Source organism: Microbacterium sp. NPDC097977 (assembly GCF_040302605.1).
GTDB lineage: Bacteria > Actinomycetota > Actinomycetes > Actinomycetales > Microbacteriaceae > Microbacterium.
On sequence record NZ_JBEOUR010000019.1, the window covers coordinates 1 to 20803 of the forward strand.

The 20803-nt window shown below is 70.0% G+C and carries 20 protein-coding genes and 1 tRNA gene; 9 read left to right on the plus strand and 12 right to left on the minus strand.

Features of this window, described 5'->3' with window-relative positions:
• Both ABTZ43_RS06530 and ABTZ43_RS06535 read left to right on the plus strand, forming a co-directional pair.
• Positions 1 to 826, plus strand: an 826-nt coding sequence (locus ABTZ43_RS06530) for a sensor histidine kinase (protein ID WP_350538240.1), incomplete at its 5' end; no start/stop codon positions are given.
• Positions 823 to 1476 (plus strand): response regulator, encoded by a 654-nt coding sequence (locus tag ABTZ43_RS06535; RefSeq protein WP_056416647.1) that lies wholly within the window; start codon positions 823 to 825, stop codon positions 1474 to 1476. The genes ABTZ43_RS06530 and ABTZ43_RS06535, both read left to right, overlap by 4 nt.
• A 54-nt stretch (positions 1477 to 1530) precedes the next feature.
• On the opposite strand, the gene prfA is transcribed toward ABTZ43_RS06535, so the two are convergent.
• The 5 genes from prfA to lysA all read right to left on the minus strand — a co-directional run bounded on the left by prfA (position 1531) and on the right by lysA (position 8485).
• A complete protein-coding gene (gene prfA, locus ABTZ43_RS06540; protein ID WP_056416644.1) occupies positions 1531 to 2610 on the minus strand; it encodes a peptide chain release factor 1 in 1080 nt (359 codons plus the stop codon).
• A gap of 11 nt (positions 2611 to 2621) precedes the next feature.
• The gene (gene rho / locus ABTZ43_RS06545) at positions 2622 to 4574 is read right to left on the minus strand and encodes a transcription termination factor Rho (protein WP_350538241.1); all 1953 of its coding nucleotides are present in this window, start codon (positions 4572 to 4574) and stop codon (positions 2622 to 2624) included.
• A 188-nt stretch (positions 4575 to 4762) separates the two neighbouring features.
• Positions 4763 to 5707 (minus strand): homoserine kinase, encoded by a 945-nt coding sequence (gene thrB, locus ABTZ43_RS06550; protein WP_056416638.1) that lies wholly within the window; start codon positions 5705 to 5707, stop codon positions 4763 to 4765.
• Positions 5704 to 7011, minus strand: a complete 1308-nt coding sequence (locus ABTZ43_RS06555; protein WP_056416636.1) for a homoserine dehydrogenase — start codon at positions 7009 to 7011, stop codon at positions 5704 to 5706. Before ABTZ43_RS06555 ends, thrB begins: the two co-directional genes overlap by 4 nt.
• A 64-nt stretch (positions 7012 to 7075) precedes the next feature.
• Positions 7076 to 8485, minus strand: coding sequence for a diaminopimelate decarboxylase (gene lysA / locus ABTZ43_RS06560; RefSeq protein WP_350538242.1), 1410 nt, complete (start codon positions 8483 to 8485; stop codon positions 7076 to 7078).
• Between the two features lie 150 nt (positions 8486 to 8635).
• Here lysA and ABTZ43_RS06565 point away from each other — a divergent pair, with 150 nt between their 5' ends.
• Positions 8636 to 9703 (plus strand): YihY/virulence factor BrkB family protein, encoded by a 1068-nt coding sequence (locus tag ABTZ43_RS06565; RefSeq protein ID WP_350538243.1) that lies wholly within the window; start codon positions 8636 to 8638, stop codon positions 9701 to 9703.
• 28 nt (positions 9704 to 9731) lie between these two features.
• Here the strand turns inward: ABTZ43_RS06565 and ABTZ43_RS06570 are convergent, their stop codons facing one another.
• Both ABTZ43_RS06570 and argS read right to left on the minus strand, forming a co-directional pair.
• Entirely contained in the window at positions 9732 to 10592 is an 861-nt protein-coding gene (locus ABTZ43_RS06570; RefSeq protein WP_350538244.1) for a DUF2993 domain-containing protein, read from the minus strand.
• Between the two features lie 34 nt (positions 10593 to 10626).
• The gene (gene argS / locus ABTZ43_RS06575; protein WP_350538245.1) at positions 10627 to 12291 is read right to left on the minus strand and encodes an arginine--tRNA ligase; all 1665 of its coding nucleotides are present in this window, start codon (positions 12289 to 12291) and stop codon (positions 10627 to 10629) included.
• 70 nt (positions 12292 to 12361) lie between these two features.
• Between argS and ABTZ43_RS06580 the strand changes: the two genes are divergently transcribed.
• Together ABTZ43_RS06580 and ABTZ43_RS06585 are read left to right on the plus strand one after the other, a co-directional pair.
• Positions 12362 to 13168 (plus strand): SGNH/GDSL hydrolase family protein, encoded by an 807-nt coding sequence (locus tag ABTZ43_RS06580; protein ID WP_350538246.1) that lies wholly within the window; start codon positions 12362 to 12364, stop codon positions 13166 to 13168.
• Positions 13169 to 13184: 16 nt separating this feature from the next.
• Positions 13185 to 13257: transfer RNA gene (locus tag ABTZ43_RS06585), tRNA-Arg, on the plus strand.
• 89 nt (positions 13258 to 13346) lie between these two features.
• Here ABTZ43_RS06585 and ABTZ43_RS06590 read toward each other — a convergent pair.
• On the minus strand, positions 13347 to 14990 hold the full coding sequence (locus tag ABTZ43_RS06590; RefSeq protein ID WP_350538247.1) for a DHA2 family efflux MFS transporter permease subunit: 1644 nt from the start codon (positions 14988 to 14990) through the stop codon (positions 13347 to 13349).
• A 104-nt stretch (positions 14991 to 15094) separates the two neighbouring features.
• On the opposite strand from ABTZ43_RS06590, the gene ABTZ43_RS06595 reads away from it, so the two are divergent.
• From ABTZ43_RS06595 to ABTZ43_RS06610, 4 genes are all read left to right on the plus strand, one after another.
• A complete protein-coding gene (locus ABTZ43_RS06595; protein WP_350538248.1) occupies positions 15095 to 15523 on the plus strand; it encodes a MarR family winged helix-turn-helix transcriptional regulator in 429 nt (142 codons plus the stop codon).
• Positions 15524 to 15581: 58 nt separating this feature from the next.
• Positions 15582 to 16004, plus strand: coding sequence for an organic hydroperoxide resistance protein (locus ABTZ43_RS06600; protein ID WP_149423264.1), 423 nt, complete (start codon positions 15582 to 15584; stop codon positions 16002 to 16004).
• 45 nt (positions 16005 to 16049) lie between these two features.
• Complete coding sequence (locus tag ABTZ43_RS06605; protein WP_149423265.1) at positions 16050 to 17027, plus strand: zinc-binding dehydrogenase; 978 nt, start codon at positions 16050 to 16052, stop codon at positions 17025 to 17027.
• A 176-nt stretch (positions 17028 to 17203) separates the two neighbouring features.
• Positions 17204 to 17605, plus strand: coding sequence for a RidA family protein (locus tag ABTZ43_RS06610; protein ID WP_350538249.1), 402 nt, complete (start codon positions 17204 to 17206; stop codon positions 17603 to 17605).
• Between the two features lie 18 nt (positions 17606 to 17623).
• On the opposite strand, the gene ABTZ43_RS06615 is transcribed toward ABTZ43_RS06610, so the two are convergent.
• From ABTZ43_RS06615 to trmB, 4 genes are read right to left on the minus strand one after another with little or no spacing between them, the layout of a single operon-like run.
• Positions 17624 to 18700: a DNA polymerase IV gene (locus ABTZ43_RS06615; protein WP_350538250.1), complete on the minus strand. Its 1077-nt coding sequence runs from the start codon at positions 18698 to 18700 to the stop codon at positions 17624 to 17626.
• Between the two features lie 59 nt (positions 18701 to 18759).
• Positions 18760 to 19152, minus strand: coding sequence for a DUF1304 domain-containing protein (locus ABTZ43_RS06620; protein ID WP_350538251.1), 393 nt, complete (start codon positions 19150 to 19152; stop codon positions 18760 to 18762).
• 27 nt (positions 19153 to 19179) lie between these two features.
• Positions 19180 to 20073: a CPBP family intramembrane glutamic endopeptidase gene (locus ABTZ43_RS06625; protein WP_350538252.1), complete on the minus strand. Its 894-nt coding sequence runs from the start codon at positions 20071 to 20073 to the stop codon at positions 19180 to 19182.
• Positions 20070 to 20795, minus strand: coding sequence for a tRNA (guanosine(46)-N7)-methyltransferase TrmB (gene trmB, locus ABTZ43_RS06630; protein ID WP_314098025.1), 726 nt, complete (start codon positions 20793 to 20795; stop codon positions 20070 to 20072). The genes ABTZ43_RS06625 and trmB overlap by 4 nt, the downstream gene beginning before the upstream one ends.
• Positions 20796 to 20803: the final 8 nt, after the last annotated feature.

Consider the following 20803-nt stretch of genomic DNA (forward strand, 5'->3'; position numbering starts at 1 on the left):
GCTCCTCGAGACGGCCTCGGGCACCGTGGCGCGCTCCAGCGCCGTGATCGACGAGCGCGTGCTCTATCTGGATTCACGGCCTGTCGAGCGCGCCGGACGCATACTCGGCGACGTGCTGATCATCCGTGATCGCACCGACCTGATCGCGCTGACGGAGAGGCTGGAGAGCGTGCGCGCGGTGACCGCGGCCCTGCGAGTGCAGCGACACGAGTTCGCCAATCGCATGCACGTGGCGGCCGGCCTCCTCGACGCCGACCGCATCCCCGACGCGCGGGCCTTCCTCGGCGAGCTCGTGGAGCGCGGCTCCGTGGCGTTCCCCGTCGTCGGACTCGATCTGCTCGGCGACGCCTTCCTGCACTCCTTCCTCGGCGCCAAGGGCCTCGAGGCGGGCGAACGCGGTGTGGCGCTGCGCATCGCGGACGACACGCAGCTGATCGGCGACATCGTCGAGCCCGAAGACGTCGCCGCCGTCCTGGGCAACCTGGTCGACAACGCCGTGACAGCGGCGGTGGCCGGCGACCGCGAACCCCGGTGGGTCGAGGTCGCGGTGCTCGGCGACGGCGACGCACTCGTGCTCACGGTCGCCGACTCCGGACCGGGGCTGGGCAGCACCGAACCGATGTCACCCCGCTCCCCCGGCGACGACGGCGCCGACCGCGTGCACGGTCACGGACTCGGCCTCCCGCTCGCCCGGGAGATCGCCCGCCGCAGCGGTGGGGACCTCTGGATCATCGATCCGGGCGGCGCCGCGCACGGCGCGGTGTTCGCCGCACGCCTCGGCGGTGCCGTGTCCGCCGCTCCGACAGTTCACAGGGAGACCCCATGACCGATCCCCTCCGCGTCCTGATCCTCGACGACGACTTCCGCGTCGGCGAGCTGCATCGGGGCATCGTCGACGAGCAGCCCGGCTACACGGCCCTCGATCCGGTGCGCTCGATCGCCGAAGCACAGGACGGCCTCCGCGCGTCACGTCCCGATCTGCTCCTCGCCGACGTCTATCTTCCCGACGGCGACGGCATCGCCCTGGTGCGGGAGACGGGGGTCGACGCCATCCTGATCTCCGCCGCAGACGACGGCCCCACGGTGCGCAGGGCGCTGCGCTCGGGCGCCGTCGGCTACCTGCGCAAGCCCTTCGAGCGACGAGCCCTCACGGGACTGCTCGACCGGTACGCACGCTATCGGAACCTCCTCGCCGGCGACCGTCCCCTGCCGCAGGAGGACGTGGACCGGGCGCTGGCGATCCTGCACGGCTCCGGCGAACCCGTGACCGTCTCGCGCTCCGCGACCGAACAGCTGGTGCTCGCGGCGCTCGGCGACGGCGAGGCATCGGCGGCCGAGGTGGGCGAGCGGGTCGGCATCTCGCGCGCCACCGCACAACGTCATCTGGCGGCGCTCGCGGCACGCACCGTCGTGGAGGTGCGCCTGCGCTACGGAGCAACGGGGCGACCGGAGCACCGCTACGCGGCGCGTACCTGAGGCGCCGTCGCGATCGCGGCGCTCAGCGCACGGAACCGCACGGACGCAGAGCCGTCAGGAGTCGGAGCCGACAGCGGCGAGCCGCGCCTCTTCGTCGGCCTGGATCGCGCTCTCGATGATGGGCTCGAGAGCCCCGTCCATCACCTGGTCCAGGTTGTACGCCTTGAAGCCCGTGCGATGGTCCGCGATGCGGTTCTCCGGGAAGTTGTACGTCCTGATGCGCTCCGAGCGGTCCATTCCGCGGATCTGCGACTTGCGTGCATCGGAGGCCGCGGCGTCCAGCTCCTCCTGCTGCTTCGCGAGCAGTCGGGCACGGAGCACGCGCATGGCGGCCTCGCGGTTCTGCAGCTGGGACTTCTCGTTCTGCATCGAGACGACGATCCCGCTGGGCAGGTGCGTGATGCGCACCGCGGAGTCGGTCGTGTTGACGGACTGACCGCCGGGCCCGGACGAGCGGAAGACATCGATCTTGAGGTCGTTCTGGTTGATCGCGATCTCGTCGGGTTCGTCGACCTCGGGGAACACCAGCACACCGGTGGTCGAGGTGTGGATACGACCCTGCGACTCGGTCGCGGGCACGCGCTGCACCCGGTGCACCCCGCCCTCGTATTTGAGGTGCGCCCAGACGCCCTGCGCGGGGTCGGTGGAGGATCCCTTGATGGCGACCTGGACGTCCTTGTAGCCCCCGAGATCGGACTCGTTGCGCTCCAGCAGTTCGGTCTTCCACCCCTTGGAGGCCGCGTACTGGATGTACATCCGCAGCAGGTCCGCGGCGAACAGCGCCGACTCGGCACCGCCCTCCCCCGCCTTGATCTCCATGATCACGTCACGCGCATCGTCGGGATCGCGAGGGATCAGCAGCCGCCGAAGCCTCTCCTGCGCCGCCTGCAGTCCCTCTTCGAGAGCCGGGATCTCGGCGGCGAACGCGTCGTCTTCGCGTGCCAGCTCACGGGCGGCGTCGAGATCGTCGGATGCCGCCACCCATGCCTCATGGGCGGTGACGATCCGCGACAGCTCGGCGTAGCGGCGATTGACCCGCTTCGCCCGCGCGGCGTCGGCGTGCACCGCCGGGTCGGAGAGCTCCTCCTGCACCCGGCGATGCTCGTCGATCAGAGTCTGGACGGACTCGAACACTCCGGCTCCGCTCAGCGGATGTTGTTGTCGTGCCCGTGCGCGCCCGAAGGCAGCGTCGGGATCGACTTCTGCATCTGCACGAGGAACTCGACGTTCGAGTGGGTCTCCTTGAGCTTGCCGAGGACGACCTCGAGCGCCTGCTGCTGGTCGAGGCCCGCGAGGGCACGGCGCAGCTTCCAGGTGATCTTGACCTCGTCGGCCGAGAGCAGCATCTCCTCGCGACGGGTACTCGACGCGTTGACGTCGACGGCGGGGAAGATCCGCTTGTCGGCGAGCTGACGCGAGAGGCGCAGCTCGCTGTTACCGGTGCCCTTGAACTCCTCGAAGATGACCTCGTCCATCTTGGAGCCGGTCTCGACGAGAGCCGTGGCGAGGATCGTGAGGGATCCGCCGTTCTCGATGTTGCGCGCGGCGCCGAAGAAGCGCTTGGGCGGGTACAGCGCCGAGGCGTCGACACCACCCGAGAGCACCCGTCCCGAGGCCGGGGCCGCGAGGTTGTAAGCACGACCGAGACGCGTGATCGAGTCGAGCAGCACGACGACGTCGCGGCCCAGCTCGACGAGGCGCTTGGCGCGCTCGATGGCGAGCTCGGCGACCGTGGTGTGATCCTCGGCGGGGCGGTCGAAGGTGGAGGCGATGACCTCGCCCTTCACCGTGCGCTGCATGTCGGTGACCTCTTCGGGGCGCTCGTCGACGAGCACGACCATGAGGTGGACCTCGGGGTTGTTCTGCGCGATCGCGTTGGCGATCTGCTGCAGCACGATCGTCTTGCCCGCCTTGGGCGGCGCGACGATGAGCCCGCGCTGTCCCTTTCCGATCGGGGCGACGAGGTCGATGATCCGCTGGGTCAGCTTCTCGGGAGCGGTCTCGAGACGGAGACGCTCCTGCGGGTACAGCGGGGTGAGCTTGCCGAACTCGACGCGCGTCGCCGCGTCATCGACGGACAGGCCGTTGATCGAGTCGACCTTGACCAGGGCGTTGTACTTCTGACGTCCCTGCTGCTCGCCCTCACGGGGCTGCTTGATCGATCCGACGATCGCGTCGCCCTTGCGCAGGTTGTACTTCTTGACCTGGCCGAGCGAGACGTAGACGTCGCTGGGGCCGGCGAGGTAGCCGGTGGTGCGGACGAACGCGTAGTTGTCGAGCACGTCGAGGATGCCGGCGATCGGGATCAGGACGTCGTCCTCGCCGATCTCCGTGTCGAACTCGTCGGTCGGGGCGCCGCCGCGACGCTTGTTGCGCTGACGGTTGCGGGCGTTTCCGCCGTCGTCGTCGGTCGGCGCGCTCTGCTGCTGCGTCTGCTGCGAGTCGCCCTGGCCGTTGCCGTTCTGGCCGCGACCGCGGTTGCGGCTGCGGTTGCGGTTGCGTCCACGACCGCCCTGCTCGTCGCCGCCGTCGGCGGAGTCGGAGCCGGAATCGTTCGAGGAGGGGGTCTCCGTCGCAGGAGCCTCGGCGGGCTTCTCGGCGGCGGGAGCCTCGGCATCGGCCGCCGGCTTCTTGGTGGTGCGGCGACCGCGACCGGTGGTCTTCTTCGGCTCGTCGGTCGCGTCGGAGGATCCGGCGTCGGCGGACGGTGCGGACTCGGCCGGTGCCGCGTCCGCGGCGGGGGCCTCGGCGGCGGGAGCCTGCGCGGACGGCGCGGACGCCTCGGTCTCGGCATCGGCCTTCTTCGCCCGGCTGCGGCGCGGGGCCTTCGCCTTCGGTGCAGCCTCGGCCGGAGCCTCGGCGGCGGGTGCGGCAGCGGATGCAGCGGCGGGTGCGGCATCGGCGGCGGGCGCCTCAGCGGCGGCCGCCGCGGCCTTCTCGGCCTTCGCTGCAGCGGTCGCGGTGCTCGCACGTCGCGGTGCGCGCTTGCGTGCAGGGGCCACTTCGGTCGCGGATGCGGTCGCGGCGTCGGACGCCCTCGCCGGAGCCTCGGCGGCAGGTGCCGCCTTGTCGTTCTGGGTCTCGGAGAAATTCTCCACGAGTACTCCCTCTTCAGTCTGGGGAACACGAGCGGTACGCGCACAACGGGTGCTGAGCGCGGTCGCACGGGCTGACGCTCGGCGTCAGCCGCCTCGTCACTGGGTTCTCGAAGAGAACCGGGTTCTCGCTGAGAGCAGTGATACAGGGATTTGCGTGCGGGACTTGCAGAGTTGCAATGGGGCCAGATTCACGCAGTTGCGTGGAGCCCTCCGCTCGATTCCCCCACTGTACCACCACGCACGTCGACGGCGAGCAGCAGCGCATCCCACGGGGTGTCGGTGGTGGATTCGGCGAGTTCCACGGCATCCTGGCGGCGCCCGGGGCCGTCCGCGAGCACCAGCACGCTGGGTCCGGCGCCCGAGACGACGGCCGCGAAGCCGGCACTGCGCAGCGCCTGCACGAGTCGCTGCGTCTCGGGCATCGCCTCGGCACGGTAGTCCTGGTGCAGACGGTCGGCCGTGGCATCGAGCAGCAGTTCGGGGCTCTGGGTGAGTGCCGCGATCAGCAGGGCCGAGCGCGACAGGTTGAACACCGCATCCGCGGTCGAGACGTGGGGCGGCTGCAGCGAGCGCGCGGCCGACGTGGACATCGTGTACGAGGGCACCAGCACGAGAGGAGAGACTCCGCGATGCACGAGCAGCTTCTTGTGCCGGGCGCCGTGCTCCCCCATCCAGGCGATCGTGAGTCCGCCGAAGAGCGCCGGAGCGACGTTGTCGGGATGCCCCTCGATCTCCGTGGCGAGGCGGAGCATGTCGGCGTCGTCGATGTCGACGTCGCCCTCGAGCAGCCCCTTGGCCGCGAGGATGCCCGCGGCGACCGCGGCTCCCGACGAGCCGAGGCCGCGTCCGTGCGGCACACCGTTCTCGGCCTGGATGCGCAGACCCGGAAAGGGACGATCCACATCGGCGTACACGTGCGCGACGGTGCGGACGATCAGGTTCGACGCGTCGCGCGGGATCTCCTGGGCGCCGGATCCTGTGACCTCGATCTCCAGCTCCCCGGCCGCGAGCTCGGTGACGAGGAGCGTGTCGTAGACGCTGAGCGCGAGCCCGAGCGTGTCGAAGCCGGGGCCGAGGTTGGCGCTGGTCGCCGGAACCGTGACCTCGACCGTGCGTCCTGCCGCCACGGTCACTCGCCTTCCACGCGCAGCACCGAGACCACGCGCTCGACGACGGAGCTCTCCGACAGCGCGGTCACGGTGGCGCTGAGCGCCGAGTCCGTCGCACGATGGGTGCCGATCACGAGGCGAGCGGTGGGTTCCGCCTCCCCCTCGACGGTCTGGACCACGGTGGCGACCGAGACGTCGCCGTCGCTGAGGATCCCGGCGACCGTGGCGAGCACGCCCGGAGCATCCGAGACCTCGAGCGTGATCTGGTATCGCGTGGTGACGTGGCCGATCGCGACGACGGGCAGGTTCGCCCTGGTCGATTCGCCGACACCGACTCCGCCCGCGATGTGCCGCCGTGCCGCCGAGACGACGTCGCCGAGAACGGCGGATGCTGTCTGCACACCGCCCGCTCCCGCCCCGTAGAACATCAGCGAGCCGGCGGCCTCGGCCTCGACGAAGACGGCGTTGTTCGCGCCGTGCACCGAGGCGAGCGGGTGCGACTGGGGCACCAGTGCGGGGTACACGCGGACCGAGATCGACTCGGCGCCGTTCGCCTCGAGGCGCTCGCAGACCGCGAGCAGCTTGATGACGAATCCGGCGGCGCGGGCCTCGTCGATCATCGAGGCGGTGATCGAGGAGATCCCCTCGCGATGCACCGCATCCAGCGGGACCGCGGTGTGGAAGGCGAGGCTCGCGAGGATCGCGGCCTTCTGCGCGGCGTCGTAGCCCTCGACGTCGGCCGTCGGATCGGCCTCGGCGTATCCGAGGCGCTGGGCGTCGGCGAGCACATCGGCGAAGTCGGCGCCCTCCGTCTCCATCCGGTCGAGGATGTAGTTGGTCGTGCCGTTCACGATGCCCATGATGCGCACGACCCGGTCGCCCGCGAGCGAGTCGCGCAGCGGGCGGATGATGGGGATCGCCCCTGCCGCGGCGGCCTCGTAGTACACCGAGGCGCCCACGCGATCGGCGGCCTCGAAGAGCTCGGGACCGTGGGTGGCGAGCAGCGCCTTGTTCGCGGTCACGACATCGGCTCCGGAGCCGATGGCCTGGAGGATGTTCGTGCGAGCCGGCTCGATCCCGCCGATCAGCTCGATGACGATGTCGGCCCCGAGGATCAGGGACTCCGCGTCGGTCGTGAACAGCTCCGCAGGCAGGTCGGCGTCGCGCGGGGCGTCGAGGTTGCGCACGGCGATGCCGGACAGCTCGAGAGCGGCGCCCGCACGATCGGCGAGCTCGTCACCGTGGCGCAGCAGCAGGTCGGCCACCTGGGAGCCGACCGCGCCGGCGCCCAGCAGCGCCACCCGAAGTCGTCGGTACTCAGTCGTCATTGCTTCTCCTTCGGAGGGTGGATCTGTCGTACGTCGTCGGATGCCGCGTCACGGGGAGCGCGGGTCACCGAGGATTCTCGGATGCCTCGATACCGGCGTCCCGTGACAGGACGTCGTCGATGGTCTCGCCGCGGACGATGACGGTCGACCGCCCGTCGCGCACCGCGACGATCGGCGGACGGGGCACGTGGTTGTAGTTGCTCGCGAGCGGGGCGCAGTACGCGCCGGTCGCCGGCACCGCGAGCAGGTCGCCCGGCGCGACATCGGCCGGCAGGAACTCGTGGTCGACGACGATGTCGCCGGATTCGCAGTGCTTGCCGACCACGCGGCTGAGCTGCGCTTCGCCGGTGCCCGCGCGCGACGCCAGGCGAGCCGAGAACTGCGCGCCGTAGAGGGCGGGGCGGGCGTTGTCGCTCATGCCCCCGTCGACACTGACGTAGCGACGGGTCGCACCGGAGTCGAGGGCGACATCCTTCGTCGTGCCCACCTCGTACAGGGTCACCCCCGCGGTGCCGACGATCGCGCGTCCCGGTTCGAACGACAGGGCAGGAACCGCGATCCCGCGCGCTGCGCAGCCCTCGGCCACGGCGGCGACGATCTCGCCCGCAAGCGTCTCGATCGGAGTGGGGTCGTCGAGGCGTGTGTACGCGATGCCGAAGCCGCCGCCGAGGTTGAGCTGCGGCACCGGGCCCCCCTCGAGCAGCGCGGCATGCAGCTCGAGCACCCGCGACGCCGACTCGCGGAAGCCGGCGACCCCGAAGATCTGCGATCCGATGTGGCAGTGCAGCCCGGCGAACTCGAGACCGGGGATCTCGCGGATGCGGGCCACCGCCTGCTCAGCCTCGGGCAGCGGGAATCCGAACTTCTGGTCCTCATGCGCCGTGGCGAGGAAGTCGTGGGTCTCAGCGTGCACACCGCTGATGACCCGCACCAGCACCCGCTGCGTGGCGCCGGTCCGCGCAGTGATGGCCGCGAGCCGCTCCACCTCGATCGCGCTGTCGACGATGATCGTGCCGACGCCCACCTCGACGGCGCGCTCGAGCTCGGCGACGGACTTGTTGTTGCCGTGGAAGCCGAGGGATGCCGGGGCGACCCCCGCCGCGAGCGCGACCGCGAGCTCTCCGCCGGTGCAGACATCTACCCTGAGCCCCTCATCGACCACCCAGCGGGCGATCACGGTGGTCAGCAGCGCCTTGCCCGCGTAGTACACCTGCGCGGTGGTGCCGTGGTCGGCGGCCGCGCGGTCGAACGCGACGCGGAAGCTGCGGGCACGGGCACGCACTTCGTCCTCGTCGATCACCAGCAGCGGCGTCCCGTGGGTCTGGGCGAGCGCGGTGGCGGAGACACCGGCCAGCTGCACGACCCCGTCAGCGTCGCGATGCGCAGATGCGGGCCAGACGGCGGCGGCGAGATCGTTCACGTCGTCGGGGACGACGAGCCATTCCGGGGCGAGCGAGTCGGCAGGGGAAAGCAAGGAACACCAATCGTGGGACGGGTCTCGGGCGAACACGCGCACTGCGAGGTCGCCCCCGATTCTAGGGCACCCGTCATGCCGCATCCGCCATGGTGACCCTCCGCGTCAACCCCCTGAGCGCGGTCCGCAGCGGCTCCTAGACTGTTCGCGATGAGCACCGAATCCGCAGCCCCAGAAGCCGATCGTCCCGGCCTGATCCCGCGTGTCAGCGCCGCGGCGATCCGATGGGCACTCAGACAGCGTGTGGTCAGGGCGTTCCTGCTCTACTCGGAGCGACGCGGACCGATGCTGGCCGACAGCGTGACCTATCGCGCTCTCTTCAGCGTGTTCTCCGCCGTGCTCCTCGGCTTCTCGATCGCGGCGCTCTGGCTGGCCGGCAACCCGGCTGCGTGGGACGCGATCATCGACGCGGTGCAGTCCGTGGTGCCGGGACTCATCGGCGAGGGCGCGATCATCGACCCGTCCGACCTGCAGGCGCCGATCTCCCTGTCCGTCGCCGGCGTCGTCTCGGTGATCACTCTCACCGGTTCCGCCCTCGCCGCCGTCGGATCGTTGCGCTCGGCCGTGCGGATCCTCGCGGGCACCGCGCAGGGCGACGTCCTCTTCATCTGGGTGATGCTGCGCAACCTGCTCCTGGCCATCGGCATCGGCCTCTCGTTCGTCGCAGCCGCGGCGATCACCTTCATCGGCCGGATCGGCATCACCTGGATCGCGGGGCTGCTGGGCATCGCCGACGACTCCGCGGTCGCGATCTGGAGCATCCGGATCGCATCGCTGCTCGTCGTGCTCGCCCTGGACACCGCGCTGATCGCGGGCGTGTTCCGCGTGCTCTCGGGCACCACTCCCTCGGCGCGCTCCCTGTGGAGCGGTGCGCTGCTCGGCGGCGTCGGGCTCCTGGTGCTGCAGGAGCTGTCAGGGTTGTTCATCGGCGGGGCGACGAGCAACCCGCTGCTCGCCTCGTTCGCCTCGCTGCTCGCGCTGCTGATCTGGCTCAACCTGTCGACCCAGGTGATCCTGATCTCGTCCGCCTTCATCGTCACCTCCGAGGAGGAGCGCCACGACCGCGTGCACGCCCGGTTCGGCGCGTCGACGTTCCCGCAGCGACGGGTGCAGCGCGCCGAAGCCGAGGTCACGCTCGCGACCGCCGAGCTGCGCGCCGCGCAGAAGGCCGAGCGCGACGCGCGTTCGGGGTCAACGATCGAGACGCCCGCAGATTGACACCAGGTGCCGTGGGCAGGTGTTTCGCCTAGCCCCGCGGGCAGGTGCCCTTCTCGAGCAGGCTCTCATCGGTCGCGATGGCCCCGTCGACGTCCACGTCGATCACGGCCTCGCTGCCCACGACCTTCAGCCCGACGAGGGTGATGCCCGCGGGCAGCTGGTCGGCGATGCATACCCGCTGCGTCTCGGTCAGCCGAGTTCCCAGCGCCCCCAGCGACGAGCCGACCTGATCGGCGTCGACCTCGAGTCCGCCGATGGCGGCACCCACCGGAGTGAGTTCGAGGTCGCCGTCGGCGACGCCCGGCAGCACGGTGAGCGACAGCGGGATCGAGAGTCCGAGCACCGTCACGGATCCGGAGACCGTCGCGTTGGGCTCCTCGAGCGTCACGGACTCCACGGGAAGATCGGTGTCGGCGAGGAGGCTGCCGAACTGCGACTCGTCGATGCGGATCGTGCCGGACGCGCCGCGGAGATCGCCCCCGCGCAGCGGCACTCCGGTGACGGTCGCGTCGACGGCTCCGGTGATGCCCTGCAGCGTGACGGAATCAGTCGACAGGTGCAGCGTGTCGAGCGAGCCGCCGATCAGCTGCGGCAGCAGGATGCCGTCGGCCTCCACCTCGAGCTGCTGGTCGGCGGGCAGGTCGAGCTGCTCGATCACCATTCCCCGGACGATCCCGGGCAGAACGGCGCGCACGATGAGCTCCGCCGCCACGACGAGCAGTGCCAGCACGACGAGGACGATGGCCAGCACCCATGGCCAGCGCTTGCGACGGCGGGGCTTCGGTGCGGCCTCGGCGGCATCCGCCTCGTCTGCACCGCCGGGGATCACGAGCGTCGGATGCTCGGGGTCTCGCGCCGGGTAGGGAAGCGTGTGGTTGTCGTCGCTCATGCTGTCATCCCCCTGTCGGCGTCGCGGACGCCGGTCACATGCGCTCGGGCGCGGAGACGCCGAGCAGGTCGAGCCCGTTGCGGAAGACCTGACCCGCCGCGTCGTTGAGCCACAGACGCGTGCGGTGCACGGTCTCGATGGGATCGTCGCCCTGCGGGATCACGCGGCAGTTGTCGTACCAGCGGTGGTACAGGCCGGCGAGCTCCTCGAGGTAGCGGGCGACCCGGTGCGGCTCGCGCACCTCGGCGGCGAAGGCCACCATGCGCGGGAACTCCTGCAGCGCTCCGAGCAGCGCACTCTCGGTCTCGTGCGTGAGCGTCTCGGGGGCGAACTCCGAACGGTCGACGCCCGAGTCCGCGGCGTTGCGCGCCACGTTGTGTGTCCGGGCGTGGGCGTACTGCACATAGAAGACGGGGTTGTCGTTCGTCCGCTTCTGCAGCAGTTCGGGGTCGAGGGCGAGCGGCGAGTCCGCAGGAGAGCGCTCCAGCGAGTACCGCAGCGCATCGGTGCCGAGCCATTCGCGCAGGTCATCCATCTCGATGATGTTGCCGGCGCGCTTGCTGAGGCGCGCTCCACCGACCGAGACGAGCTGGCCGATCAGCACCTCGACGTTCTTCTCGGGGTCCTCCCCCGCCGCTCCCGCGATGGCCTTGAGACGATGCACGTAGCCGTGGTGGTCGGCTCCCAGCAGGTACAGCTTGTACTCGAACCCGCGATCGCCCTTGTTCAGGTAGTACGCGGCGTCGGCGGCGAAGTAGGTGTACTCGCCGTTCGAGCGGCGGATCACACGATCCTTGTCGTCGCCGAAATCGGTCGTGCGCACCCAGACCGCGCCCTCGTCGTCGAAGACGTGCCCCTGCTCGCGCAGGCGGTCGACGGCCTGGTCGACGAAGCTCGTGCCGTCGGCGCCCTTGGCGTGCAGCGTGCGCTCGGAGAACCACACGTCGAAGTCGACGTTGAACTTCGACAGCGACTGCTTCTGCTCGTCGAGCTGGAACCCGTAGGCGAGTTCGCGCGCGACGACGACCTGCTCCTCCGCCTCGAGATCGAGCAGATCGGGGCGGGCCTCGATCACTCGGGCAGCGAGGTCGGCGATGTAGCTTCCGGCGTATCCGCCCTCCGGCGTCGGCTCGCCCTTCACGGCGGCGAGCACGGACTTCGCGAACCGCTCCATCTGCACGCCGGCGTCGTTGATGTAGTACTCCCGCGCGACGGTGGCACCGGATGCCGCGAGCACGCGGGCGATCGCGTCGCCGAGAGCGGCCCAGCGGGTGTGGCCGATGTGCAGCGGGCCGGTCGGGTTCGCGCTCACGAACTCGATGTTGATCGACTTGCCGGCCTGGGTGTCGTTGCGTCCGTATGCGACGCCGGCGTCGACGATGACCTTCGCCAGAGCGCCGGCGGCGGCGGCATCCAGGCGGATGTTGATGAAACCAGGACCCGCGACCTCGGCGCTCTCGATGCCGTCGACCTGCACCAGACCGTCGGCGATCTGCTGAGCGAGTTCCCGCGGGTTGGTGCCGAACGGCTTCGCCAGACGCATCGCGATGTTCGAGGCCCAGTCGCCGTGCTCGCGGTTGCGCGGACGGTCGAGCACGATGTCGGATGCGGCGAGCTCGAACGGCTCGCCGGGACGTCGTTCCTCGGCGATCGGTGCGAGGACGGCGAGGAGGGCTTCGGCGAGTGTGTCAGGGTTCATAGCCGTCCCAGTTTACGGCGCGGTGAGCCCCCGAATTTGCGGGAGGGGGAACGTGATCTACAGTCATGCCATGAAGGCCGCCTCCACCCGTCATCGTCTGCCCCTCGCGGGCCTCGTCATCGCGGTGATCCTGGCCCTGGCCGCTGTGGCCCTCGGGGTCTGGCGCCCCTGGGTCTCGGTGCCCTCGACACCTCCCGCGGGAGCTGCGGCCGGCGGTGAGGCGGTGACCGTCGCTCCCGTCCCCCTGTTGCTGCCCGAGCACCCGACCGTGCTCGTCTTCGGCGACTCGTGGACCTACGGCTCGGCCGCGACCGAGCCCACCCTCGGCTACGCCTACGTGCTCGCCGAGCTGCTCGACGGCGAGACGATCGTCGACGGCGTCCGCGGCAGCGGGTACCTCAAGCCGGGGATCGACGGCCCCGCCTTCGGCGAGCGGATCGCCGCTCTCGATCCGACCCTCACTCCCGACCTCGTCATCCTGCAGGGATCCATCAACGACCGCGCTCAGGGCGCGGCGGGGTATCGCGAAGCCGTGACCGCCGCGTGGGACGCGATGGCGGCGAAGTACCCGGAGGCGACGATCGTCGTCCTCGGCCCCGCGCCGCACGAGCTGCCCGTCGGCACCGAGACGGCGCGGATCGACACCGACCTCGGCGATCTCGCCGCGGCCCGCGGCTGGTGGTACATCTCCCCCATCGCGCAGAACTGGATCACCGCGCAGAACTACCTGTCGGTCATCGACGTGGAGGTCGGGCGCAAGCATCCCTCCACCGACGGCCACCGCTACCTGGCCGAGAAGCTCGCCGCGGCTCTCGCCGAACTGGGCGACGCGCCGGTGACGGAGGCCGGTGGGTCGGAGACCACTCCCGAGCAGTGATATCGTCGTTCGGTACGCCTCCGTAGCTCAGTGGATAGAGCGCCGGTTTCCGGTACCGTAGGTCGCAGGTTCGACTCCTGTCGGGGGCACACACACGCTGGAGCCAGAGAACCCCCGCCCATCACGGGCGGGGGTTCTCCGCGTCTGGAGTCGACCGCTCACCACGACCGCACCTCGGTCAGTTCGAGGGCCCGCCCTCCGCAGCGCCGCCCGCCGGTCGGGATTCAGAGTCCGCCTCTCCGTCTTCCGGGCGACTCCGTGCTCCGGAGCCGAGGGAGATCGTCGACAGCAGGCCGAGGGCGAGGAACCCGGCCGCGGTCCACGCCGCGAAACGCGTTCCGTCCGAGAAGGCGGCCTTGGCGTCGTCGGCGATGGCCGCGGTGTCGGGCTGCGCCTCGAGTCCGCTGATCGCGGCACCGGCGCTGTCGACGACCGACGACACGACCTGATCGCGCTGATCGGCGGGCACTCCGCTGGCCTCCAGCGAGGAATCGAGGATCCCGGCCGTGCTGGTGAAGAGCACGGTGCCCAGAACCGCGACGCCGAGAGCGGCACCAAGCTGCCGCGATGTCGACTGCGTGCCCGATGCGGCACCGCTGTCCGCCACGGGGACATCGGCGAGAACGACACCGGTCAGCTGGGCCGTCGCGAGTCCCACGCCGAGTCCGTAGACGAACAGGAACGGGATGAGCGGCACCCACGACGCATCCGGTGCGATCACGAAGCCGACGCCCGCCACACCGACGATCTCGGCGAGCAGCCCCGCGCGGACGACCCAGACGGGCGGCACCTTGCCGCTCGCCGCACCGGCTGCACCGCTGGCGACGAATGATCCGCCGGCGAGAGCCAGCAGCAGCAGCCCCGTCTGCAGCGCGTCGAAGCCCAGCACGAACTGCAGCCAGAGCGGCAGCGCGAGGATGATGCCGAACTCCCCCAGCGAGACCACCGTGGCCGCGATGTTGCCGTTGCGGAACGACGGGATCGCGAACAGACGCAGTGCCAAGAGGGTCGAGGTGCCGCGACGCTCGCGGTGCACCCCCCACAGGATGAAGGCGACGAGGGCGATCAGAGCGAGCGCGAACGCGAACGGGATCGGCGACAGATCGAGCGGCCAGGTCCAGTCGCCGATCTGCGGACGCTGGTCGACGAGCCACCAGCCGTAGGTGCGCCCCTCGATGAGCCCGAACACGAGGCTTCCCATCGTGAGCACCGACAGGAGCGCTCCGATGACATCGATGCGGGAGGTGCGATCACTGCGAGACTCGGCGACGGTCAGCAGCACGCCGATGACGATGATGACGCCGAGCGGGATGTTGATGCCGAAGGCCCAGCGCCACGAGAACGCGGTCGTGAGCCATCCGCCGAGGAGCGGGCCGACGGCGGCCATTCCGCCGATCGTCGATCCCCACACGGCGAACGCGATGCCCCGCTCACGGCCGCGGAAGGTGGCGTTGATGATCGACAGCGTCGTCGGCAGGATCATCGAGCCTCCCACTCCCTGCGCCAGGCGAGCGAGGATCAGCATTCCCCCATCCGGCGCGAGGGCCGCCAGCACCGACGACGCGGCGAAGACGACCACGCCGATGAGCATCACCCGGCGCCGGCCGAATCGATCCGCGAGGCTGCCGAACACGAGCAGCAGCGCGGCGAACACCAGGGTGTAGGCCTCCTGCACCCACTGCACCTCGGTGGACGTGATGCCGAGGTCGTCGACGATCGCAGGGATCGCGACATTGACGATCGTCGAGTCGACGATGATCAGCGAGACCGCGATGCTGATGAAGACCAGGCCCGCCCAGCGCAGCCGTGAGTACCGTTCCATGATCGCTAGTTTAGCTAGTAGTCACACAGGGTGGAAGTCACATATCGGAACTAAATGACGATCATTCGGTTGTGCACAACTTAATCGTGTGCAATACTCGTCGCATGGCCGTGACCGATGAGATGGTGTGCTTCTCGCTCTACTCCGCCGCCCGCGCGACGACGCAGGCGTACCGCACCCTGCTCGCTCCCTGGGGCCTGACGTACCCGCAGTACCTCGTGCTCGCGATCCTCTGGATGGAGGGCGAGCAGACGATCGGGTCGCTCGGCGACGCCATGCAGCTCGACTCCGGCACGCTCTCCCCCCTCGTGCGCCGCCTGGAGCAGGCAGGCTACGTCTCCAAGTCGCGCAGCGCCACCGACGAGCGCGTCGTCACCGTAGGCCTCACCGAGGCGGGCACCGCTCTGCGATCCGAGGTCGCGCCCGTGCACTCCGCCGTCGCCGCACTCGCCGGCATGCAGGACGACGATCAGCGCCACCACCTCATCGCCGAGCTCCAGGAGCTCACGGCCCGACTGCAGAAGACCCCGTAGACCCTCACTCCCCGCGCGTCACGCGCCGACAGACCCCAACCGGAAGGAAATCCACACGATGGACGCTCTCTACACCGCCGAGGCACTCGCCACCGGAGCAGGACGCGACGGACGTGTCGCCACGGGCGACGGACGCCTCGAGCTGAACCTCGCCATCCCCAAGGAGATGGGCGGCAGCGGCGACGGCGCGAACCCCGAGCAGCTCTTCGCCGCCGGCTACGCCGCATGCTTCCACTCCGCGCTGCAGAGCGTCGCCCGCGCGCAGAAGATCAAGATCACCGACTCGTCCGTCGGAGCGCGCGTGCAGATCGGCTCGAACGGCGAGGGCGGATTCGGCCTCGCCGTGCAGCTCGAGGTCGTCATCCCCGACCTCCCCCACGACCAGGCTCAGGCCCTCGCCGACGCCGCGCACCAGGTGTGCCCGTACTCCAACGCGACCCGCGGCAACATCGACGTGGCGATCACCGTCTCCGACGACTGATCACCCGCCGGCCACCCCCACGACAGATCCCACAAGGAGAACATCATGCGCACACTCACGCACCGCACATTCGGCGAGCCCGAAGACGTCCTCGAGGTCACCGAGCGCCCGACGCCGGAGCCCGGCCCCGGCCAGGTCCGCCTTCGCGTCGTCCTCTCACCGATCCACAACCACGACCTGTGGACGATCCGCGGCACCTACGGATTCAAGCCCGAGCTCCCCGCCGCATCCGGCACCGAGGCGCTCGGCGTCGTCGATGCACTCGGTGAGGGAGTGGAGAACCTGACCGTCGGACAGCGCGTCGCCACCGGCGGCACGTTCGGCGCCTGGTCGGAGTTCATCGTCGCCGACGCGGCTGGCCTCATTCCGGTTCCTGAGTCCCTCGAGGACGAGAGCGCCGCACAGCTGGTCTCGATGCCGTTCAGCACGATCAGCCTGCTGCAGTTCCTCGGCGCCGAGAAGGGCGACTGGATCGTTCAGAACGCGGCGAACGGCGCCGTCGGACGCATGCTCGCCCAGCTCGGGGCCGCACGCGGCATCAACGTCATCGGCCTGGTGCGACGCACCGCCGGCGTCGACGAGCTTCGCGAGCAGGGCATCGAGAACGTCGTCGCCACCGACCAGGACGACTGGCGCGAGCAGGTCGCGCGCCTCACCGACGGCGCGCACGTCGCGTTCGGCGTCGACTCCGTCGGCGGATCCTCCGCAGGCGATGTGCTCTCCCTGCTCGGAGAGGGCGGCACCCTGGTGGCGTTCGGTGCGATGAACTCGCCCGTCATGGAGATCCGCTCCGGCGATGTGATCTTCAAGCAGGCCACGGTCAAGGGCTTCTGGGGCAGCAAGGTCATCCAGACCATGGACGCCGCCACCCGCGGCGCCCTCTTCGGCGAGCTGATCCAGCGCGTCACCGAAGGCACGCTCACGCTCCCTGTGGCCGGCGTCTTCGACGCTGCGGATGCCGCAGACGCCGTGCGCGCGAGCAACACGGCCGGACGCGTCGGCAAGGTGCTCTTCAAGTTCTGAACCGCGTGGGCGCACTGCGGACCACGGAGCGGTCGATGTGCTCATCGACCGCTCCGCAGGTCGGCTGATCTCGCCGACGGGGCGGGCGGATCTCCCGCCCGCCCCGTCAGCCTGTCAGCCCGCCAGGGACCGAACGACACCGTGCGGATGTCCGCACCCCGGTGCAGAATCGGCAGATGGAGATCACACTCGCACAGCCGGCAGGACTCGTCGTGAGTCCTGCCTTCAGTCATGTCGCCGTCATTCCTCCCCAAGCCACGACGATCCTCATCGGCGGCCAGAACGGCGTCGACGAGACGGGAACGCTCGTCTCGACGGATGCCGCCGAGCAGTCACTCCGCGCCGTCCAGAACGCTCGCACCGCTCTGGAGTCCGCGGGCGCCGGACTCGACGATGTCGTCAGCTGGACGATCTACATCCATCAGGATGCCGACCTCCGTGCCGCCTACGGCGCCGTCGCCTCGATGCTCGCACGCGACGGCGTCCCTCCCCTGGTCTCCGCCGCGCTCGTCGCGGGACTCGGCGTGCCGGGGGCGCTGATCGAGGTGAGCGCCGTCGCCGCCGTCATCCGCGAGTGACGAACACCGCCAGACCGCTCAGATCCTGCCGCGCACCGGCGTGCGCTCTGTCGCCCCATCGACCTCGGGCATCGTCATCTCGGCGCGCACGCCGAGAAGTCTCACCTCCCGCTGCGGATCCATCGTGGCTGCGAGGGCGAGGGCTGCCGCGATCACGTCGTCTCGCCGTGTCGTCGGCGCGTCGAGCTTGTGCCCGAACGTCCTGGTCTCGAACGGGGCGTAGCGCACCTTGATGTGCACGCGCACCACCGGCCGACCTTCGGCAGCACAGTCGTCGAAAGCATGTCCGGCCAGCTCCGTCAGCGCCTCGCGGATCTGTTCGGAGGTGGTCAGGTTCTGCTGATACGTCGTCTCGCGGCTGTGGCTCCGAGCCACCCAGGGCGTCGGGTCGACCACGCGCGGCCCGAGTCCCGAGCCGAGTCCGTGGTACCAGACTCCCATCCGCGGCCCGAACTCCGAGACGAGAAGCTCCTCGTCGGCATCCGCGAGTTCTCGTACCGTCTTGATGCCGTGGGCGCCCAGACGCTTCTGCACCTTCGGACCGACGCCCCAGAGATCACGCGTCGGCCTGTCCCCCATCACCGCGAACCAGTTCTCGCCGGTGAGGCGGAAGACACCGCGGGGCTTGCCGAACTCCGTGGCGATCTTGGCTCGCACCCTGTTGTCCCCGATGCCGACCGAACAGTGCAACCCCGTAGCGTCGAGCACCGCCGCCTGCGCCCCGCGGGCGGTCTTCTCCGGGTCGTCGGTGTGCACACCGAGGAAGCACTCGTCCCAGCCGATGACCTCGAGCACCACGCCGGGCAGGGTGCGCAACGCCGACATCACCTCGACGGACGCCGCTTCGTAGGCGTCATGGTCGACGGGGAGGAAGACCGCGTCCTCCGGCGCCTTGCGCGCCGCGATCTTGAGCGGCATGCCCGAGCCGATCCCGAACGCCCTGGCCTCGTACGACGCCGTCGACACGACGGCTCGTTCTGTCGGGTCCCCCCGTCCGCCGACGATCAGCGGCAGCCCCGCGAGCTCGGGCCGGCGCAGCACCTCGACCGCGGCGATGAACTGATCCATGTCGACGTGCAGCACCCAATCGGCCATGCACCGAGTGTGGCCCGACGCGATCGGGTTGTCACCCCTCGCGAGCGGTGAGCAGCGGATCAGCCGATCGACACGGCGATCGCGGTGACGATCACGGCGAGCAGCGGGAGGGTTCCCTGCATGATCGCCGCGCGCGCCTTCGTGCGGTCCGAGAGGATGAGCACGAGAGCCGCGGCCAGCATCATCCCGGTGCCGGCGAACACGAGCGTGAGACCGACCGTGGTGAGGCCGAGGATCACGAAGCCCACACCGAGCAGCGCGGCGAGTGCCAGGAACAGGTTGTAGAAACCCTGGTTGAAGGCCAGCGACTTCGTCGTCTGCGCGTCCGCCTCGCTGGCGACGCCGAAGATCTTCCTCGTCTCGGGCTCCGTCCACCGCAGCGACTCGAGCGCGAAGATGAAGACGTGGAACGCGGCAGCGGCCGCGGCGAAGACGAGTCCGACGATGAGCATGACTAGATCGTATCCGCCCGCGACCTCCTAGAGCAGGAAGATCGGCAGCAGACCGGGATTGTGGGCGTGAACCAGCACGGCGAAGACGACCGCGTCGAAGAGCAGATGCACCGTCACCACGTAGGCGAGCGAGTGCGTGCGCACGAAGATGAAGCCCTGCAGCAGGGCGAACGGGATCGTCAGCAGCGGCCCCCACTCGCGGTACCCGAGCTCCCACAGGAACGACACGAAGACGATCATCTGCAGCACGTTCGCGAGAGCATCGGGGAAATGCCGCCGCAGCAGTGCGAACACCGTGCAGATGAAGAAGAGCTCATCCCAGATCCCCACGGCACCGACACCGACGAACAGGCGCGCGATGAGGTCGGGCGTGTCGACGACCGGCCAGTTCTGGTACACGCCGCTGCTGATGAAGTAGAACGGCAGGATCAGCCACCCCAGCACCAGCACGGCGACCAGCCACCCCCACTGCAGCCGACCCCACCGGCGACGCGCGCGCCAGGGGAAGCTGATCGCCCTGTCGCGGTAGACGAAGCGCGACACCGCGTAGGGAACCGCCACCGCACCGCCGAGTGCGAGCGTGAAGCGCAGCATGGCGAGGTTGTCGAGCTCGGCGGCGAGCGGGATCACGCTCACGATCAGCATGCCCAGCGCGATCAGTGAGAGGTCCCGGGTGAGGGAGGGAGTGCGGGCGACGCCGATCGTGCGGGCGGTCTCCCGCCGCGCGCCGACGCTCACGGTCCGGTGCGGGGTCCCGGGCCTGCGGCGCTCGACGAGCCAGGCGCCGAAGACGCCGAGCGCGAGCAGCGACCAGCCGAGCCAGACGATCTGTGCGACGAAGAAGGCGGGAGCCGCCGCGCAGACGACAAGCGCGGGGACCGCGCCGATCCAGTCCGTCTGCGTGCGCTGCACGGAGGTCACGTGCGGGACCGGCGGCGGTACACGAGATCGCGGATGTCCCGACCCTTGGCGATGCCCTTGCGCTCGAACGCGGTCATCACCCGACCGTCGAAACGGTCGGCCCACTCGCCGTCGAACGCCCGCTCGAACAGCGGGTCCGCGTCGAGCACCTCGCGCATCTGCAGCGCGTAGTCCTCCCAGTCCGTGGCGAGGCGCAACAGGCCGCCGTCCCGGAGCGCGCGTGCGGCGGTGTCGCCGAATCCCTGACGCACGAGGCGGCGCTTGGTGTGCTTCTTCTTGTGCCACGGATCGGGGAAGAAGATCCATACCTCGGCCGCCGCGGACTCGGGCAGGTACGACGAGAGCACCTCCGGCGCGTTGGCCTCGACGACCCGGATGTTGCGGGCGCCCTCCCGGTCCGCGTCGAGCATCGTGCGGGCGAGGCCGGCACGGAAGACCTCGACCGCGAGGAAGTCGTCGCCGGGCCGCGATGACGCGGCCGCGACGATCGCGTGTCCCTGACCCGAACCGATCTCCACGTACAGGTCGGCGTCACGCCCGTATTCGTCTGCGAGGTCCAGCCGAGCCTCGGGGTGCACCGATGTCCACGCGACGTCGCGCGGCACGTCGAGGAGGTAGTGCGGCCCGAGCTCCTCGAATGCGCGTTCCTGGGCGTCGGACATCCGGCCGCTGCGGCGCACGAAGGACACCGGTTCGTCACGGAATGTGCGGGGTTCGACCATGTTCCCAG

What these genes read in the sequence shown, in the direction of transcription:
- ABTZ43_RS06535 (WP_056416647.1), top strand. Translation starts at nt 823, where the DNA reads ATGACCGATCCCCTCCGCGTCCTGATCCTCGACGACGACTTCCGCGTC.
- ABTZ43_RS06555 (WP_056416636.1), bottom strand. Translation starts at nt 7,011, where the DNA reads ATGACGACTGAGTACCGACGACTTCGGGTGGCGCTGCTGGGCGCCGGC.
- ABTZ43_RS06565 (WP_350538243.1), top strand. Translation starts at nt 8,636, where the DNA reads ATGAGCACCGAATCCGCAGCCCCAGAAGCCGATCGTCCCGGCCTGATC.
- ABTZ43_RS06570 (WP_350538244.1), bottom strand. Translation starts at nt 10,592, where the DNA reads ATGAGCGACGACAACCACACGCTTCCCTACCCGGCGCGAGACCCCGAG.
- argS (WP_350538245.1), bottom strand. Translation starts at nt 12,291, where the DNA reads ATGAACCCTGACACACTCGCCGAAGCCCTCCTCGCCGTCCTCGCACCG.
- ABTZ43_RS06580 (WP_350538246.1), top strand. Translation starts at nt 12,362, where the DNA reads ATGAAGGCCGCCTCCACCCGTCATCGTCTGCCCCTCGCGGGCCTCGTC.
- ABTZ43_RS06590 (WP_350538247.1), bottom strand. Translation starts at nt 14,990, where the DNA reads ATGGAACGGTACTCACGGCTGCGCTGGGCGGGCCTGGTCTTCATCAGC.
- ABTZ43_RS06595 (WP_350538248.1), top strand. Translation starts at nt 15,095, where the DNA reads ATGGCCGTGACCGATGAGATGGTGTGCTTCTCGCTCTACTCCGCCGCC.
- ABTZ43_RS06600 (WP_149423264.1), top strand. Translation starts at nt 15,582, where the DNA reads ATGGACGCTCTCTACACCGCCGAGGCACTCGCCACCGGAGCAGGACGC.
- ABTZ43_RS06605 (WP_149423265.1), top strand. Translation starts at nt 16,050, where the DNA reads ATGCGCACACTCACGCACCGCACATTCGGCGAGCCCGAAGACGTCCTC.
- ABTZ43_RS06610 (WP_350538249.1), top strand. Translation starts at nt 17,204, where the DNA reads ATGGAGATCACACTCGCACAGCCGGCAGGACTCGTCGTGAGTCCTGCC.
- ABTZ43_RS06615 (WP_350538250.1), bottom strand. Translation starts at nt 18,700, where the DNA reads ATGGCCGATTGGGTGCTGCACGTCGACATGGATCAGTTCATCGCCGCG.
- ABTZ43_RS06620 (WP_350538251.1), bottom strand. Translation starts at nt 19,152, where the DNA reads ATGCTCATCGTCGGACTCGTCTTCGCCGCGGCCGCTGCCGCGTTCCAC.
- trmB (WP_314098025.1), bottom strand. Translation starts at nt 20,795, where the DNA reads ATGGTCGAACCCCGCACATTCCGTGACGAACCGGTGTCCTTCGTGCGC.